Annotated in this window: 18 protein-coding genes; 4 read left to right on the plus strand and 14 right to left on the minus strand. The window is 62.6% G+C overall.

The window, feature by feature from the left end; translation table 11 throughout:
- Positions 1-6: 6 nt before the first annotated feature.
- From ABD104_RS16535 to ABD104_RS16595, 13 genes are all read right to left on the minus strand, one after another.
- On the minus strand, positions 7-954 hold the full coding sequence (locus ABD104_RS16535; protein WP_343927865.1) for a TIGR03756 family integrating conjugative element protein: 948 nt from the start codon (positions 952-954) through the stop codon (positions 7-9).
- Entirely contained in the window at positions 951-1,397 is a 447-nt protein-coding gene (locus ABD104_RS16540) for a TIGR03757 family integrating conjugative element protein (RefSeq protein WP_343927866.1), read from the minus strand. Before ABD104_RS16540 ends, ABD104_RS16535 begins: the two co-directional genes overlap by 4 nt.
- Positions 1,398-1,556: 159 nt before the next feature.
- The gene (locus tag ABD104_RS16545) at positions 1,557-2,051 is read right to left on the minus strand and encodes a JAB domain-containing protein (RefSeq protein ID WP_343927867.1); all 495 of its coding nucleotides are present in this window, start codon (positions 2,049-2,051) and stop codon (positions 1,557-1,559) included.
- A 184-nt stretch (positions 2,052-2,235) separates the two neighbouring features.
- Positions 2,236-3,000, minus strand: coding sequence for a DsbA family protein (locus ABD104_RS16550; protein ID WP_343927868.1), 765 nt, complete (start codon positions 2,998-3,000; stop codon positions 2,236-2,238).
- Positions 3,001-3,012: 12 nt separating this feature from the next.
- Positions 3,013-5,904, minus strand: coding sequence for a conjugative transfer ATPase (locus ABD104_RS16555; RefSeq protein ID WP_343927869.1), 2,892 nt, complete (start codon positions 5,902-5,904; stop codon positions 3,013-3,015).
- Positions 5,904-6,344 carry a TIGR03751 family conjugal transfer lipoprotein gene (locus ABD104_RS16560; RefSeq protein WP_343927870.1) on the minus strand — a complete coding sequence of 147 codons (441 nt, stop codon included), beginning with the start codon at positions 6,342-6,344 and terminating at the stop codon, positions 5,904-5,906. Before ABD104_RS16560 ends, ABD104_RS16555 begins: the two co-directional genes overlap by 1 nt.
- Positions 6,325-7,746 carry a TIGR03752 family integrating conjugative element protein gene (locus tag ABD104_RS16565; RefSeq protein ID WP_343927871.1) on the minus strand — a complete coding sequence of 474 codons (1,422 nt, stop codon included), beginning with the start codon at positions 7,744-7,746 and terminating at the stop codon, positions 6,325-6,327. The genes ABD104_RS16560 and ABD104_RS16565 overlap by 20 nt, the downstream gene beginning before the upstream one ends.
- Positions 7,736-8,656, minus strand: coding sequence for a TIGR03749 family integrating conjugative element protein (locus tag ABD104_RS16570; protein ID WP_343927872.1), 921 nt, complete (start codon positions 8,654-8,656; stop codon positions 7,736-7,738). The genes ABD104_RS16565 and ABD104_RS16570 overlap by 11 nt, the downstream gene beginning before the upstream one ends.
- A complete protein-coding gene (locus ABD104_RS16575) occupies positions 8,653-9,342 on the minus strand; it encodes a PFL_4703 family integrating conjugative element protein (RefSeq protein ID WP_343927873.1) in 690 nt (229 codons plus the stop codon). Before ABD104_RS16575 ends, ABD104_RS16570 begins: the two co-directional genes overlap by 4 nt.
- Entirely contained in the window at positions 9,339-9,749 is a 411-nt protein-coding gene (locus ABD104_RS16580) for a TIGR03750 family conjugal transfer protein (protein WP_343927874.1), read from the minus strand. The genes ABD104_RS16575 and ABD104_RS16580 overlap by 4 nt, the downstream gene beginning before the upstream one ends.
- 11 nt (positions 9,750-9,760) lie before the next feature.
- On the minus strand, positions 9,761-10,120 hold the full coding sequence (locus ABD104_RS16585) for a TIGR03745 family integrating conjugative element membrane protein (protein WP_343927875.1): 360 nt from the start codon (positions 10,118-10,120) through the stop codon (positions 9,761-9,763).
- Positions 10,121-10,145: 25 nt separating this feature from the next.
- Positions 10,146-10,379, minus strand: a complete 234-nt coding sequence (locus ABD104_RS16590; protein ID WP_343927876.1) for a TIGR03758 family integrating conjugative element protein — start codon at positions 10,377-10,379, stop codon at positions 10,146-10,148.
- The gene (locus ABD104_RS16595) at positions 10,376-10,765 is read right to left on the minus strand and encodes an integrative conjugative element protein, RAQPRD family (protein ID WP_343927877.1); all 390 of its coding nucleotides are present in this window, start codon (positions 10,763-10,765) and stop codon (positions 10,376-10,378) included. The genes ABD104_RS16590 and ABD104_RS16595 overlap by 4 nt, the downstream gene beginning before the upstream one ends.
- 248 nt (positions 10,766-11,013) lie before the next feature.
- Here ABD104_RS16595 and ABD104_RS16600 point away from each other — a divergent pair, with 248 nt between their 5' ends.
- Both ABD104_RS16600 and ABD104_RS16605 read left to right on the plus strand, forming a co-directional pair.
- A complete protein-coding gene (locus ABD104_RS16600) occupies positions 11,014-11,481 on the plus strand; it encodes a helix-turn-helix domain-containing protein (RefSeq protein WP_343927878.1) in 468 nt (155 codons plus the stop codon).
- A 61-nt stretch (positions 11,482-11,542) separates the two neighbouring features.
- Complete coding sequence (locus tag ABD104_RS16605; protein WP_343927879.1) at positions 11,543-13,168, plus strand: DNA cytosine methyltransferase; 1,626 nt, start codon at positions 11,543-11,545, stop codon at positions 13,166-13,168.
- On the opposite strand, the gene ABD104_RS16610 is transcribed toward ABD104_RS16605, so the two are convergent.
- Positions 13,138-13,599 (minus strand): very short patch repair endonuclease, encoded by a 462-nt coding sequence (locus ABD104_RS16610; protein WP_343927880.1) that lies wholly within the window; start codon positions 13,597-13,599, stop codon positions 13,138-13,140. The two genes, ABD104_RS16605 and ABD104_RS16610, sit on opposite strands and share 31 nt — an antisense overlap.
- 136 nt (positions 13,600-13,735) lie before the next feature.
- On the opposite strand from ABD104_RS16610, the gene ABD104_RS16615 reads away from it, so the two are divergent.
- Together ABD104_RS16615 and ABD104_RS16620 are read left to right on the plus strand one after the other, a co-directional pair.
- Positions 13,736-15,211 (plus strand): ATP-binding protein, encoded by a 1,476-nt coding sequence (locus ABD104_RS16615; protein ID WP_343927881.1) that lies wholly within the window; start codon positions 13,736-13,738, stop codon positions 15,209-15,211.
- Complete coding sequence (locus ABD104_RS16620) at positions 15,208-17,106, plus strand: Z1 domain-containing protein (RefSeq protein ID WP_343927882.1); 1,899 nt, start codon at positions 15,208-15,210, stop codon at positions 17,104-17,106. The genes ABD104_RS16615 and ABD104_RS16620 overlap by 4 nt, the downstream gene beginning before the upstream one ends.
- Positions 17,107-17,199 lie beyond the last annotated feature (93 nt).

Here is a 17,199-nt window from a genome sequence, read left to right on the forward strand (position 1 = left end):
GTACCCTCATTGGAAATCGACGCTGCCAAGGAACACCTGCCCACGGCGTTCACAGCACGCATAGGGCCGCCACAGCGCCCAGGCGTAATCGCCTTGCTGGGCCTGTGTCAGGGCGCCGCTGCGCGGGAAGACCGAGCAAGACGAGGACAGGACGGGTGTGAGTTCCTGCCACTTGCCTGTCGAGGCATCGCTCTCCATCAGCGCGCCAGCCGGCCAGTAGCCATCGCGGGCGTTGGCGAGCAGCGGCTGGTACACGTGCAACTGCCCGCGGCGAGTGACGACATCGCCGGCACGCTGGGCCACCACAGCGCCAGCCTTGTGGTCGTCCGTCTGGTGCAGGAATCCTCCGCGCGGATACACGTTGCCCCAGAGGTTCAACGTCGAGCGCGCGCCGATCTCGCGCATTCCGGGGACCAGTGCCTCGGGGTAGGCCATCTCGGGCACGTTGTAGCGCCAGGCCAGCGTGTCCAAGGTGCTGAGCAGATACGGCATGAACGCCGTGCCCGCGCCCTCGCAGAAGTAGCCCGATGAGGAGACGAACTGGTTGAACACCTCGACACCGGGATGCCCGATGACATCCGCGTTCTTGAATTTGGCGAGGTTGTTCTCGTGGTCTTCGTTGGTGGTGCCGTCGCCTCCGGCTTGGGCCGACGGGTTGGGTGTACTCATCGCCCGGACTTCGACCCAAGGGTTTTCGCCGGTGTTGCTGTAGCTGGAGACGACCGCATCGGGGATGTAGTGGCGCACTTTGACGGACGTGCGCACCGTGCAGCCGGTCCAGGTGCAGTAGAGCCAGTAGCAGATGCCCACCACCCGGTAATCGAGGCACTCTGGCGATGCCACCGAGCCGACGATGGTCGCGGTGTTGAGCGCATAGCTGCCCGTGGCGCTGAGCATCAGTACGGACGCCACACCAGCACGCAGGCGGCGCAACAGGTCGAATGGGCGGGTCACGGCTGGGCCCTCCGGTGCTGCTCGATGCGCGCGACGGCGCGGGCCACATCCGGTTCGCCATAGACGACGTAGCGTTGATCCACCACGACAGCCGGAATGCTGGTGATGCCCAAGCTCCATGCGTCGGTGACGCCCTGGTAAGCGGAAGCGATCCGGCGTTGGAGGTCGGTGCCGCCGGTGTTCAGCCGGTGCTTGACGATGGCGGTCGCCTGCTCGGGTTTGGTGGGCAGTTCCGCAGAAAGCCCTGCTTCAATCCGGTGTGCTTCGTCCAGCTCGATCAGCCGCTCGCTGCCCATGGTCTTGACCGGATGGCGGCTGTCGGTGATAACCAGCACATCGGCAGCGAATGTGGCCGGACTGAAGACACCCAGGGACACCGGCAGTGCAACGGCCAGGCCAAGGGCTCGCCAGCCTAGCGCGAATCTGGAAAAAGATGCTGGCATGACGCGTGCCCCGGAAGTTGATCAGGGCCATAGTCAAACGCCGAACCCGGTGCGGCCCCAACAAACAATGCGCATCGCGGACACCCCGCATACCTGCTTGCTTCGCGGCAAGGAAGAGGCGGAGGCCGAAGCCCCCGCTGTGATCAATGAAGCGATGCGCTACAGCAGGCTGTGCTCCGCGAAGGAGTACGGAATTCCCTGGCCGACGATGATGTGGTCCAGTACCCGAACATCGATGAGCGCCAGCGCGGCCTGCAGTTGCTGGGTCAGCGCGCGATCGGCGTTCGACGGCTCAGTGGCTCCGGAGGGATGCTGGTGCGAAAGAATGACCGCAGCGGCATTCAGCTCCAAAGCGCGCTGCACGATGACTCGCGCGTGCACCGTGGCCGAATTGATCGTGCCTCTGAACATCGGCTCGTAGGCCAGCACCTGGTGCAGGCTGTCCATGAACACAACGACGAATACTTCGTTGGGCTCGGCGACCAGCTTCAGACGCAGGTAGTCTCGCACGGCTGCTGGCCGGTCGAGGCGGGGGCCAGCTTTGAAAACCCGCATTTCCAGCAGCGCGATGGCTTGCTGGATGATCCAGTCTTCGTGCTGGGCTGCGACGACGGAAAGCGACTCCACGCAAGAGTCATTGACGGCGAAAGACATGACGAACCTCCGGGTGATGAGAACGGAGGCGCATGCCCAGGGAGGGCAAGCCCTCCTGGGGATGGGAACAACGGAACAAGATGCATCCACCATCGCGGTGGCGGTGGTCGTTCGCGGCCAGGATGCGAGGCGAACGGGGAGCGATCAGCGCAGAGGACTGCGCCGTAGCCTCAAGGACCGCAGGCTACCTGGGCATGTCGCCGACAACGTCGGCAGGCATTTCGGTGGTGGGTGTGGCGGCCGAGTCGTCAGCCGACAGCATGTCCATGGCCGACAGCAGGGAGTCACCCTCGATCGGCCCTTGCAGCAGGATTGCCTGGCCCGTCTGGCGATCGTGCAGCCGGATAGATGGCGTGGCGGTCACGCCGCCCTTTGTGGCTTCCTCGGCCTGGGCGCGGATCACCGCATCCGGCCGCTCGCTTACCAGACAGTGCTCGATGGCGGGCGTGAGATCGGGATAGCGCAGGCCGTCGGGCAGGCCTTGACCATCGCTGCGCGTATGGACATAGACCCATTCGATGGCCCGCCAGAAGGCAGCATGCCCGCCGGCTTCGGCAGCGCATTCGGCCAGGCGTGCTTCGGCTGACGCGGCCGGCTCATGCGCGGCCAGCGGCTGGTGATGCCATTGCAGGGCAACGTCGGTGTTGGCGGCCACCCACTGCTTGAGCTTCGGAAAGTAGTCCCGGCAGAACGGGCACTCCAGGTCAGCATAGAGTGTCAGCGTAAAGCGGCCTTCCGGGTTGCCCATCTGCCACGGCGGCCCCGCCACCTGCGCAGCGCTGTCCGGGGCGGACGACTGCGTTGAGGATTCGCCGGGCAACCGGGAAGCGAGCCAGATCAGCAGCAGCGCCACCAGGGCAACGGCCAGCGCCGAAGACCAGCGGGACCGCCGGTGTCGGCGGCGGAATGCCTGTACTTGCATCGGAATGGGAGGGCGTTTTGGTTCCATGACGTTCTCCGGCTACTGCGGCAAGTCGAGGGCCGGCGACTCGATGCCGCGCGCCTGGTCGATCTTCTCAGCCACCTTGAAGGCTGCCTCCAGTTCGGTGATGCCGTACTGCTGCATGAGTTGGTACCGCTCGGCCTTCTCCTCGGGCTCAGTCTGCGCGAGTGCGAGGTAGAGGCTCGGTGGTACGGCCCGAAACAGCACCTCCATCGACTTCGACAGGATCACGCCTTCGGTGAATTTCCCCGCCTCCTTGCGTGCGGAAAGCATCAGCGTTTTCTGTGCGGGCGAGAGTTCCCGAAAGCGCGCGATCTTCTCCACCTCGTCCGGCGGCATCGACAGACAGATCCACCACTCGATCATGTTGAGCATGGGTTCTGCGGCTCGGGGCAGATCGTCGATGTTCTGCGTTGCGAGCCAGAACCACGCGCCCAACTTGCGCCACATCTTCGTGATCTTGACGACGTAGGGCGCGAGCAACGGGTTCTTGGTGATGATGTGGCCTTCGTCGGTCACATTGATGATCGGTCTGCCCAGATACTGGTCGCGCTCCGCGATGTTGTTGACGGTGCTGATGAGGCTGATGTACGCGATGGAGAGCTGCGCGTTGTAGCCCTCGCGGGCGTAGGTCGCGAGATCCACCAGAGTGATGTCGGCCTCGGGCCAAGGGGAACCGTCCCGATCAAACATCTCGCCGTCCGTGCCCTGGCAGAACATGTCCATCGCGTCCGCCATCTCCAGCAATCGCACGCGCCGCATCTCTGGCAGCGTGCTGTCGTTGCCCCGCGCGCGCAACGCATCGCGCACGTCACGCGTGAGCACAGTGCGCCTCTCGGCCACGCAGCGCTCGGCAGCATCCAGAATGCACTGGCGGATCAGCGAGCGGTCGGCCCGCGTCATGCGGGCTTCTTCCTTGTCCTCGCCACCTGTGATCATCAGTCGCGCAGTGATCTCCAACTCGCCCAGTACGTCGCGTTGCTCGTCCGGCTCCATGGCCAGGGCATCGGGTGGCAGGTCTTCGTCCAGCGCATCGGCATCGAGCGTCTGCACGTCGCTGGGTGTCTCGATCAGCCGGCGCGCATCGGCGAACGGCGCCAGGGTCACGCCCGAGCCGGGGGCCAGCTTCACGCGGTTGACCGTCAGGCCCAAACGCCTGGCGAAGTCGCTGAACAAACCGAAGCTGTTACCGGCCTCCACGATGAAGAGCCGCGGCCGGTAGATCGCCGTGACCTGGTTCAGCAGGTTGTTGAGCGTGGCGCTTTTGCCCGAGCCGGTCGGGCCGAACAGGAACAGATGGGCGTTCATCTGCCGGTCCAGGCGGTTGAGAGGGTCGAAGGTGATCGGGCCGCCGCCGCGGTTGAACATCGTGATGCCGGGGTGCCCGGTGCCCTGGGCACGGCCCCATACCGGAGACAGGTTTGCCGCGTGCTGGGCGAACATGAGTTGCGTGTACCACTTGCGGCGGTCCTGGCTGGGGTTGTAGCAGCACGGCAGCCAGCGCAAGTAGCTGTTGAGCGGCGCCACCTCGTCGTCCTCGCGCACCGGCTGCAAGCCGGCATTGAGCATCACGTTCGCCAGATCCAGCCCGCGCCGGTCCAGCTCGGCTTCGTCACGCCCGCGCAGGTAGAACGCCAGCGTGCCCCGGTAGAGCTTGTGCGCGCTGCCGATGAGGGAACGGGCTTCTTGCACGTCCTTGAGCGTCTGCTCGGACGCCAGGGTTTCGCCCACGGCCTTCTTCGCCAGGTGGTTCAAATCCGATTCGAGGACATCCTGCGGTGTGGCGACCATCGTGAGACACATCAAGGTGTCCTCCGGCATCTGGTCGAACAGCGTGTTGATCGCATCGCCCTTGCGGGTCTCGCCGGTCAGGTGCCCGGCGCCAGGTGGCATGCGCAGGCGGTCGGTGATCAGCACGCGGTGCGGCATGCCGTCGAAATACCAGGTGCCATGCGCCACGTCGGAGCGCGGCTGGCCGAAGAACAATCGCTGGCTGAAATCCTTCCCGCTCGCCAGTTCGATCTCGCCGTTTTCGGTCTCATCGGGATAGCGCGCCAACGCATAGAAGCGCTCGCGGTCCTCGACCCCAGGCCCGAGCAACGCGGGATTGGGGTTGAACCACCGCAGCAGCCAATCGTGAACGTCCGTCGCGACCATGCGCCGGGCCTGGATGCCGGCGTTTGCCAGGCCACCGCACAGGCGGTCGCAGACGATGCCCAGCATCTGCTCCGGCGTCTGGCCACGGCGGCTTGTCTGGCCCTGTCCATGCCCGGTCACGCGGCGATAGACCACCATGCGCACGCGCCGTGTCTGCCCGCGCCAGCGCAGGCGCGTGACCACCGTGTCCTCGAACAGGCCGCCCGGCTTGGCCACCGCGCGCAGGTGGTGGCCGAAGAAGCGCAGGTAGAACTCGGTGAAGGCCGTGTCGCGGGCGCGCGGCTGCACGTAGTCGCGCAGGTTCTGCATGTACTGGTCGAAGCTGGGCTCATCCTGCGCGTAGAGCTGCAGCACCCAGGGGTGTTCATCCAGTTCATCGAAGCTGTCCTGCAGCGCGTTCTCCAGGGCGTCGCGGGCATGCGCGAGCCAGCCAGGTTCCCGGCCCTCAGTGCCCAGCGGCACCAGTTCGTAGAACGCTGCCACCGATTGCCCGTCCTCCAGCAGCATGGACTTCGACCCGGGCAGGAACTCTACCCAGGGCAGCAACTCCACGAACGAGGGCGCGACGTCATAGAGCGCCTGTTCGTTCGCCACGGTCGCCGGCCGGCGGTCCTGGACTGCTGACCCGGGTTCGGGGATGCCGGCCTGACGCAAGGCCTCGACATGGCGCTGCCAGCCGTCCGGCTGCTCGTCGTCGGATGTACTGCTGCTGCCGACGGTGGCCGCCTTCGGCCAGGGGAGTTTCCAGCGCATCAGTAGTCCTCCACACGCTCGCCCGGCATGGCGTACTGGATGCGCTGGTACAGCGGGAAGACCGTCGTGTAGCCCGGCACGGGGACGGGGTCCGTGCCTGCAAGGTGCGGGTACACGTACATCACGAGATCGGGATTCGGCAGCCGCTTGAACTGGCGATAGACCTCGTTGCGCGCCGTGCGCGTGTAGCGCATCTGCTCGGCGGGCGCGGCCTCGACATGGGCCTCGGTCAGCGGCCGGCGCAGGCTTTGACGCGCATCGAGCAATTGCCTGCGCGCCACCTGGCCGCCACCGCCGCCGGCTTCCTGCTGCCAGATGTCCATCATCGTGCTGCTACCGTGAGGCAGCAGCTTCTCCTTGCTGGTGGCGCAGCCGCCGAGCACCACGACGGCGAGGGCCAGAGCCAGGCCACGGGTCAAGTCAGTCAAGTTCGAGAGCATGGCTTTCTCCTGCGCGGTGATCGACCTTGCGGCCTTCGGGATCGAAGTCGAGGGCAAGCGGTTTTTCGAGGTGGAGGGCGACCTTGGCGCCGGGCTGGACGTACACCGCCGCGAACGCCTGGCCGTAGAGCTTGTTGACCCAGTTCGACATGTCCTGGACGCCACTGGCGAGAATCCGGCCCACGGCTTCCTGACCGCTGATGCCCACGGTGCCGATGGAGCCGTCCGAACCGACATAGGACATCTGGCCGCTGTCGCTTTCGATGAGCGAGGCCACGCCGGCACCGGCCGCGGTGATCAGGGCCTGGGAGCCGAGGTACTGCTGGGCGTTGCTGCGCCGCTCCCCACTGACGCAGGGAATGCCGTAGGGATCGCTGATCCAGCCCAGGCCCCCACTTTGAGAGTTCTGTTGCTGGTTGTTCTGCTGGTTGCCGTCGCGGTCCTCGGGAATCGTGCGGATCGTGCCGTCGTGAAACACGAACGTGATGCTGCGCACCTGGCCGCGCACGCACGAGAGCGTCCAGTCGCCTGAAGCCGTGCCACTGAACACGGCGCCCGCCACGTCGGGAATGTCGATACCGTTGGCCGTGAGGTTGTCGGGGCCCACCAGGACTTTGAAAGGGTACGGATCGTTCACGGTGCCGTCGATCGGCACACGGCCGATCAGGGCCGTCATCGCCACCGACCCCATGAGGGTGGAGTTCGTCGGAACCGTATAAACAGCCTTGGCGGTCTTGACCCCGGCGGCGCGCGCGCCCGCGTTCGCCACGGTTTGTGCTGTGGTTTCCAGCGTGCGCTGCGCCGGTCCAAAGCTCGTCGGGAAGCTCATGGCGCCACTGGACGAGCCGCGGTCCTCGGCCTTCTTCGCGTCGTCCGGTTCCACCCAGCGCACACCGCCTTCCATCCCGGTCTCGTCGCCGTCGCGCAGTCCCAGGCCCACCGGCAGGTCGGCATGGCCGCCGCCACGACCGCCGATGCTCTCCAGGCGCCGCTGCAAGTCCGCGAGCAAGCCTTCGGTCTGCTGGCGCTCGCTCGCGGCTTGCTGCTGGTCGCGCCGCAGGTTGGAGCGCTCGGATTCGAGCGCGGAGTTGATGCGCTGATCGATCGAGTTCTCGCGCTGGCGCAGGCGCTGGTTCTCTTCGCGCTGGGATTTGTTGTCGGACAGCGCGGTCTGAAGCTCGGTGCGCAGTTGCTTGACCTGCGCGACCAGCGTGGCCACGGTATCGCGGGGGGTATCGCCCTCGATGCCCAGCGCCTTCATCTCTTCGGGCGTGAGCTGGCTCCCCGCATCGGCTTGGGAAGGTGTCGAAGCCCCCCCGCCCGAGAACAGCCGGACGCCAATGAACAGCACCAGCAGCGCGACAGGGATCATCAGCCACTTCAGGAGTCCATTACTGCGCATGGCGGGCCTCCTTGCCATTCTCATCTGCACCCGGCTGCGGCAGATGAACGGCCGGGTCGAAGCGGTGGATAGCGGGCAGCAGCGATTGCGCCAGGCTCCGCCCGCGCGTCACCAGGTACAGGACGGTCGTGTCCTCCGGTGTGCCGCGTGGGCCCAACGCCTCATGCTGGAAAGTGGCGGTGAGGAAATCGCCTTGCAACACGCGCGGGTCGAGGGTGGTCCAGGCGGCACTGTTGTTCGTGAGGCGCACTGCGGTGACCCACTGATCCTCCAGGCGCCAAGAGGCGAGTGCGACGGCGCGCACTGGCAACGTCGGCATCAGCGTGCCGAGGTCCCGGTCGCGGCGCAGGTTGACGCGCATCACGCCCGCAAGCGGTTCAACCGTGCGCAGCGGTGCGTAGAGGTTCTGTGCGGCAAACCGCGTCAGCACGACGGGGACCGGGGTTTCGCGCCGGGCCGGCGGCGCGCTCGCCGAATCACCAGCGCGTGCCGACGCTTCATCAGCGACCGCTGGCTGGTCGCCATAGCGCGCTGGGGCGGTATTGCCCTCGACGATGCGCACCGGCTCCAGTGCAGGTTCGCCTTCCTTGGCCGGCTCGGCGGCGATGTCCAGCAGAATCAATGCGCCCGTGTCGGCGTCTTGCAGTTGTAACCGTGTGGGCTCGATCGGCTCGCTGGCGCGCAGGTACACCGCGCCGCCCGCACTCTGCACCCGCAGGCGCTCGCCCACGGCGGCCGGCACACCCACGCGGACATTCCGGTCGATGAACACGATGCGCTCTTGGCCGACCTTCAGGGGAACGGCCAGCGGCATGCGCTCCCAGCGAAGGATCTCCACCGCCTGCGCCGCAGGTGCCGAGGCCAGCAGCCCCAGCAAAGCGAGGAAGTAATGCTGTAGGGAGTGCTTCATTGGATTTCTCCTTGGGGCGCTTGCGGAGACCGGCCGCCAGATGCCGGGCGCGTCGGCTCCGGGGCGTCGATCCGCTGGGGCGTGCCGTCGTAGCAGTCGAGCGCCAGGCCGAATGGGTTGCGCGTGGGATCGACGTCCACCCGTGTGACCTTGATGGGGTAGCGCACCAGGGCGCGCTTGACCTGCTCAGCGCCGTGGTACTCGTCGGCGCTGATGTCCAGCGTCACCACCCAGTCGCGGTCGGAGACGACACGCACGCGGGCGGTGGGATCGTCGCCATAACCCCGGCCCGGGATTTCATAGATGCCGCGCACGCGCTGCCGCAGTTCGCCCGTGCTGCGCCGGTAGTCGTAGTCGGCACGCAGGAAGGCGTGACAGGCCGGAGTGAGGTATGGCGAGAGCGCATGCAGGTTGCGCGGGTAGTCTTCCTCGCCATTGGTCGGCCAGCGGTTGAGCTGCTGGAACACGTAGAACGTGAAGGCATAGACCGATTCGGGCGGCACTTCCCACCACTTGCGGGTGCTGCCGGAGCGCAGGTCAGGCGGGACGTGGATGGTCAGATCGCGCGGAGCACTCCACCAGCCGCCACCCATGACCAGGGCGATGATGACCAGTGCTCCAGCGCCCAGCCGCAACGTCTTGATATGCGCCTGCAGGTGGGCGATCTCGTTCTTGAAACGGCTCATCGCGCCCCCCTTGCAACAGACCTTCGGGTGGTCCAGAAGCCCGAGCGCGAGACCAGCACATGGCCCCCCACCCAGCCTGCCATCAGCGGATGGCGCGTGGCGATGCGCCACTGCAACTGCCGGTACAGCCAGGTGTCAGGCCGGCCGCGCTTGAGCCGGCGCAGAATGCCACCGCCCACGAACACGCCAAACGCCACGCCCAGCACGATGAATGTGGGCGCAAGCGCAATCGTCCGGAACACCCAGGACAGCGGCGCGCCGATCAGCAAGCCCGCGCCGCCGGACAGGCCGCAACAGATCCACAGTTCGTCCGCGGTGAGGCCACGCACGACGATTGGATGGCGGTTGAGCCGGTGCGGCAGGAACGTGACCGTTCCGTCCGCACGGACGTGCTGCTGCTCGGACATACCGACCTCGCTTATAGGATGCCGGTGGCTTCGGTGAGCAGCCAGATGCCGATCACGAGCAGGACGGCACCGATGGCGACCGTGAGGCCGAACTGGCCCCAGGTCTTGCGGCCGGTGTGGATTTCCGCGTAGGTCCCATAGGCGTGATAGCAGACACCGATAAACATCGAAGCCACCACCAGCAGGGCCACGAGCATGATGATGTCGTAGCCGTAGTTCCTGATCGTTTCCATGATGCCATTGCCCGTGCCACGGGTTGGGTTCTCCAACTGCGGCAGACCCTGCGCGAACGACAGCGCGGGCAGCGCGGCGGCGCCCAGGACCACGGCGGCGCGCTGGGCAAGACGGGAAGTGAGGATGCGGTTTGGCATGGTCAGGCCTTTCAGGTCAGGAAGATCAAGAGAGAAGGAAGAAAGTCAGGACGAGGTACATCGCGACGAAGCGGATGCAGACGCCGAGGAACTGGCGCTGGTTGAGGCGGCTCTCGGACCACCCCACGTAGGCCGTTCGGATGGCCCAGACGCCCCACACGAGCAGGACTGCGAACACGACGCCGACCAGGACGGTCGCCATCGAGGAAGGCGCAATGCCGCTGTTGGCTTGAAATGCCGAGACCTGCGCGCCGTTCATGGTTTGCCCTCCGCGGTCGCAGCCGCAGCGGGCAGCGGCTCAGCCGGCCGCTCGATGCTGTAGTCGCCGGCCAGTTCGGCGGGGTCGCGCGGCTGGGCGCGCGACGGTGTGAGATGGGCCTGGATGCCAGCGCGCACGCGCGCCAGGTCCGCCAGCAGCCGCGGGTAGTCGAAGTGGTAGCGCTCGCCCGGAATGACGGGGGTGTGCGCGGCGCTGTCCGTCACGGTGCGCTCCAGCGCGTCGAGCTGGCGCAGCGCGCCGACCAGTTCCTGGCGCTGTGCCGGGGACTCGGCCACCGCCATCGGGGACTGACCCATCAGGAGGGCCGTCACGAGAAAAGTGGGCACGCCGCGATGCGCGGCGCGCAGCCAGGTTGAAGCCACCATCGCGCCATTCCTGTGTGATCAGCAATGGCTCGATGGTGGAGATCAGGGCGACTTCAGGCCGCAAACAATGGGAACTCGTGAGCGACCGGATTGATGTGTCGAGAAGCCAGAGGGCCGCAGATGGGACTTTTCATCAACATCGAGCGTCAGGTCAGCCTTGCACCTAAGACAAGAGTTTCGTTTATTTCGTTTTCGATTGTTTCGTTCTAGAATGCAGCGTCGTGCACTTCAACTGACAGAGACCTCGAATGAATACCTCAGCGCACGCCCGCATGAAGCTGCCTGACGAACAGGAAGTCCAACTGGCGGCCCGGGGTCAGCGGGCTCTTGCGTCCTGTCTTTCCGGCAAGCGCAAAACAAGGCGCGTTCAGCTCTTTGATGAAGCAGACCGGGCGCATGAGATGGAACTGTCTATCTCGACACTGCGCCTCGTGGAAGAAATTCTCAACGGACTCGCCAAAGGCGATGCAATCAGAGTGGTGTCGGTAAACGCCGAATTGACCACCCAGGAAGCTGCCGATCTGCTCAATGTGTCCAGACCTCATTTGGTGAAGCTTCTGGAGGACGGGGAACTGGCCTTTCTTCGAACAGGCAAGCACCGACGTGTTCGTCTGGCCGATTTGCTGCAGTTCAAGGACGCGAGGGAGCAAGCCAGTGTGCAGGCCATGGATGAACTGAGCCGTCAAGCTCAGGAACTGGGGATGGGTTACGAATGAGTTCTTATGTGATCGGCACAGCCGAATCTGCGATCAATGGCGAACAGCAGGAAAACAAGAAATGCCGATTCCAATAATCGACCTCTTTGCAGGTCCCGGAGGGCTCGGAGAGGGATTTGCCTCTCTCAAGGGCCACAAGCGGCAGCCATTCTTCGAGATCGGTCTATCCATCGAAAAGACGGAGGTTGCGCATCGAACACTGATGCTGCGAGCGGCGTTCAGGCGCCTGCGCGGCACCAAGGATGTCAGGCACTACTACAGCTACATACGGGGTGAGATCGACGAAGCTGCCTTCCGCCGCATTCCTGCCGTGGCCAGCGCCTTCGAGCATGCCGCCAGGGAAGCGAGATGCCTGGAACTTGGAAAATCCGATGAGACCAGCATTGACGATGAAATCCGGGCCGCACTGAATGGACAGGAGACCTGGGTGCTCATAGGTGGCCCGCCCTGCCAAGCATATTCCCTTGCCGGACGGTCGCGGCGTGCCAACGACAAGGATTTTCACAAGGACGAAAAGCACCTTCTCTACATGGAGTACCTGCGGATCATCCAGGTTCACAAGCCGACCATCTTCGTGATGGAGAACGTCAAGGGACTGCTGTCGTCCAAGCACTCCGGGAATCCGATGTTCGAGAAGATCATTGCGGACCTCTCCTCACCCGTGGATGGACTGGAGTATGAAATCCGCTCCTTCACAAAGAGGGGAAACAGTGATTCTCTGGAGCCTGGGGACTACCTCATTCATTCCGAACGCTATGGCATACCTCAGAGCAGGCATCGAGTGATCCTGCTTGGCGTGCGCAAGGGACAGGGCGTGCCTCAGCATCAGTTGCTTGAGCCCGTATCAAGGCCTGCGACTGTCAGGCAGACCATCGAAGACCTGCCGAGAATTCGGAGCAGATTGTCCAGAGGAGAATCGCTGGAAGCATGGCGCAAGGCTGTTCAGGCTGCGCCTGCCTACGTCAAGGGATGGCGGACGGAGAACGAGTCCGTCATGACCGAATCGATGCGGACCTTTGCCGCCGCAGCCACCAGTACCAGTACCGGAGGAGCCTTCATCCCGCGAGAGTACCGAAGGCCCAAAAAACCGACCGAGCTGCAGCAGTGGCTGCATGATCGAAGCCTGGGTGGCATATGCCAACATGAGGCGCGCGCGCACATGGCATCCGATCTGGCCCGATATCTCTTCGCGTCGACCTTTGCACATTTGCAGGGGTATTCCCCTCGGCTGAATGTCTTTCCTCCCAAGCTGTTGCCCGATCACCTCAACGTGCAATTCTGGAGCGAGGCCGAGGCCATTCCGTTCAGGGATCGGTTTCGCGTGCAGTGCAGAAACGAGCCAGCCACGACGGTTGTGGCGCACATCGCCAAGGATGGTCATTACTACATTCATTATGATCCTTCGCAGTGCAGAAGCCTCACCGTCAGGGAAGCGGCGCGCCTGCAGACGTTTCCCGACAACTACTTCTTCGCGGGCAACCGCACGGAGCAGTACACCCAGGTCGGAAATGCCGTTCCTCCGCTGCTGGCGCACAAGCTGGCCAGGATCGTGCGCAGCCTGCTGAACGAGATGAACAGGAAGAAACGCAGGCAAGGCAATGACCGCGCGGATAGCAAACCTATGGAAAGCGCAAGGCGCAGCGTTCCCAGGCAGGTTCAGGTTCCGTTGCTTGCCGAAGCAGACTGACCGCTCACCAGAGCTTCCTCATTGCCATGCAGCCATTCCTCGACCAATCGCGCAGTGTCCTCGATCGAATGCTTCAACGCGCACTCCCAGACGATGGCCACACGCCAGCCAAGAGCCCGAAGCGTCTCCACGTGTCGCCTGTCGCGGTCGACATTGCCCAGGAACTTCCGTTGCCAGAACTCTTCGTTGGTCCGGGGTGTGGTGGTGTAGCGGCAGCCTTCGTGTCGATGCCAGAAGCAGCCGTGGACGAACACCACCGCCTTGTGCTTCGGGAACACAAGGTCCGGAGAGCCGGGCAGCGTTCTGACATGAAGTCGATAGCGAAATCCCCTGGCGAAAAGAAGGGAGCGAAGGGTTCGTTCCGGCCAGGTGTTCTTTCCGCGAATGCTCGACATCATGCGGCTGCGCTGAGGGGTGGTCGGTACGCGCATGGCCCTGGGGGCATTCCACCTGGATGTCTGCAACAACCGTCGATTCGCACATCTGCCAGTCAATCCGACAGAGGGGAAGCAACTTCTGGGAGGTTAGCATGCAGTTGATCCGCGAGAAATCACAAGGGGCATCTTGATGGCAAGGGAGCACAGACATCCACCAAGCGCGGCTTGCCTCTCGGCGTCGATGAGGGATCTCGGGTACTCGCTCGAAACGGCCATCGCAGACCTGATCGACAACAGCATTTCCGCGGGCGCGGATGTGATCAACATCATCTGTGATGTATCCGGCGACCATCCTGCACTTGTCATTCTCGACAATGGCAGAGGTATGAATCAGAGCGAGCTGCTGGCTGCAATGCGCCATGGCACTGGCAACCCCAGACAGCAGCGATCTCCACAGGACCTCGGACGCTTTGGTCTTGGGCTGAAGACCGCGTCGTTCTCCCAGTGCCGATCCCTGACAGTTGTGAGTAACGGAGATGATCAGACCTGCGGTGCCGAGTGGGATCTGGACCGCATCGATGCGGCGGACGACTGGGTTCTGAGCATTCTGGATGAAGCCGACATGCGGGCGCTGCCGCATGTCGACCGACTTGGCAGCCGAGGCACTGCGGTGATCTGGCAGAAGCTCGACCGATTGATGGAGAACGAGGCCGGAAACCGGAGCCAGGAAATCGTCAACGAAAAGCTGGGGGTGGTTGGAAGGCACCTCTCCCTCGTCTTTCACCGCTTTCTCGCCGGAGAGGTGAAGGGCCACTCCAGGATATCGATCACCGTCAATGGTCACGCCATTGCCGCATTCGATCCATTCTGCAGGAAGAATTCTGCCACCCAGGTGCTTCCGGAGGAAATTGTCCGGATTGGTGATGCCGAGGTGCGTCTGCAACCTTATGTGCTGCCCCATCACAGCCGTCTTTCCGCTTCCGAGTATGACTACTACCAAGATCGCAGCGATTTTATTTCCAACCAGGGAGGTTATGTCTATCGGAACGGTCGCCTGATGGCATGGGGAGATTGGTTCCGGCTGGTGCCGAAAGGTGAAGCCACCAAGCTGGCGCGCGTGCAGATCGACTTTCCCAACAGCCTTGATGAAGCCTGGACCATCGACATCAAGAAATCACGCGCACGTCCACCGCATACGGTTCGTGAGCGCCTGCGTCAGATCATCAGCCAGATCACTGGTCGCAGCGTGACGGTACATCGGGGGCGTGGGCAAAAATTATTTCAGGAAGTCAGAGCCCCACTGTGGGAGCGATATGCCGATCAAACCGGAATCAGGTATGTCCTGAACGGCTCGCACCCTCTTGTGGATCGGTTGCGGGGCCGACTCAATGGTGAGGGTGTCCGGCATCTGGATCTCCTTCTTGAAGCAATTTCCGCATCTCTACCAATCGAGATGATGTATTCAGATTATTCGACCAGCCCCCGCGAGGTGAATCCCAAGCCCTCAACGCAGAACGTGCGGGAGCAACTCCATGAGTTGAAGCGCGCTCTTTGGGATGATGCATCGGGGAATGCGGAAGTATTCAGGGATATTGTCAGATCGACGCGACTATTTGATTCCCATAACGAAACTGTCGAGCAATACATCCAGAAGGAATTCTCATGAGCGTACAGAGGGAAAAAGAAAAAATCGTACTGGCGGCTTTGGTTGGAGCATTTGATGGTCAAGAAAACCTTCCGTCGCGCGAAGAGATCGGGGCCAAGGCTGCCGCACTTTCCCCCCTCTTGGGATACACCGGTGATCTCAAGAACATCATCGCCGAGGCCGAGTCGACCATACCCCAGCGTATGAATGCTGGCGTCTCTCTGGTGGACATTGATGCCGCTCATGATGAAGACTGGATTCACAAGCGCGAAATTGGCACAACATATGCGGATGCTTATGGTGGCTATCTTCGTGGTGAAGGCTGGAAGCCGACGGTCGTCAATACTCTGCTTAACGGTGATGGATCGAAGATCCTGGGGCTGCTGCAAGACCCTAAGAGTGAGGGGGCGTGGAGTCGTCGTGGTCTTGTCATTGGACATGTCCAGTCTGGCAAGACAGCAAACTATATGGGTGTTATCGCGAAAGCTGCAGATGCCGGATATAAATTTATCATTGTCATCGCGGGTATCCACAACAATTTGCGCAAGCAGACACAGCAGCGCATCGATGAGGGATTTGTTGGTCGGTCCAGCGACCCTTCCAACCGGGTGAGCATCGGGGTGGGAGTGGATGGGAGCTACCCCAAGCCAGTAACACTGACAACCATAAACTCTGACTTCAATAAACAAACTGCCAGCGTAAGTGGTGCGCAGTTGAACGACTTCAAGAATCCGGTGGTTCTGGTTATCAAGAAGAATGTGAAAACGCTCGAAGCTCTGCACATATGGTTGAGGGAGCTGAACGCGAAGGGTCGCGACCGCATTGCCGACGTGCCGATGCTGGTCATCGACGACGAAGCCGATAACGCATCCATCAACACCAACAAGCCTGACATCAATCCAACCGTCACAAACTCCTGGATCAGGAAAATACTGCGACTGTTCACCAAGAACTGCTACGTCGGATACACAGCCACCCCGTTCGCAAACATATTCATCGACCCCGATGCCTTCGACAAGGACGCTTATGAGGAGCTGTTCCCGAAGGATTTCATTCACTCGCTCGATGCGCCATCAACATATTTCGGACCGGACAAAGTCTTTCTGAACGAGGACAGCAGCGACGCCATTCTTCGGCAAATCGCTGACTGTGAGGAGTATCTCCCGCTTACGCACAAGAACGGATCGCCCGTCGCCGAACTGCCGGGCAGCCTCTACCACGCGCTCGATCAGTTCATCGTGGCTCGTGCCATCCGGAATCTTCGAGGTCAGGAACGCAAGCACTGCTCCATGCTGATCAATGTGTCGCGTTTCGTATCCGTCCAAAAAGAGGTGCGGAGCTTCATAGGATTGCGCCTCGACCGTATCCGGGATGCGGTGAAGGCCAACTACATGATGCCGGAAGAAAAATCGGCGAAGAACGAATACATGGCGCGACTTAAAGCCGTGTTCGATGCCGAATTCGCCGGCAACGAGTTCGCTGGCAGGCACTATGCGTGGGACGACGTCAAAGCCTCTCTCTGGGGTGTTTTCGAGCACTTCCGGACCTATGTGGTCAATAGCAAGAGCGATGAGGTTCTGGATTTCGCGAAGTACGAGAAGGACGGCATCGGTCTCACCGCCATTGCCATCGGCGGTCTCAGCCTGTCGCGCGGCCTCACCATCGAGGGGCTGACGATCAGCTATATGTACCGCAACACGCGAATGTATGACACGCTGATGCAGATGGGCCGTTGGTTCGGATATCGACCCGGGTATGAAGATCTCTGCCGCGTTTGGCTGCCGGAAGCGTCCATCAATTGGTACAAGCACATTGCTCTAGCGTCGGAGGAACTTCGTCAGCAGATCACTCGGATGCGCCAGGCCGATATGAGTCCAAGAGATTTCGGTCTCTACGTCAAATCCCACCCGGACTGAATCGCACCGGGGATCGCGGAGGCTTTTTGGTTAAAGTAAAACAGGTTCCACAGTCGGCGCTGCAAGTTGCCGATAGTATCGCGCTTCGGCCTC

Origin of the sequence: Pigmentiphaga daeguensis, from assembly GCF_039523035.1 — a bacterium.
Taxonomy (GTDB): domain Bacteria; phylum Pseudomonadota; class Gammaproteobacteria; order Burkholderiales; family Burkholderiaceae_B; genus Pigmentiphaga; species Pigmentiphaga daeguensis.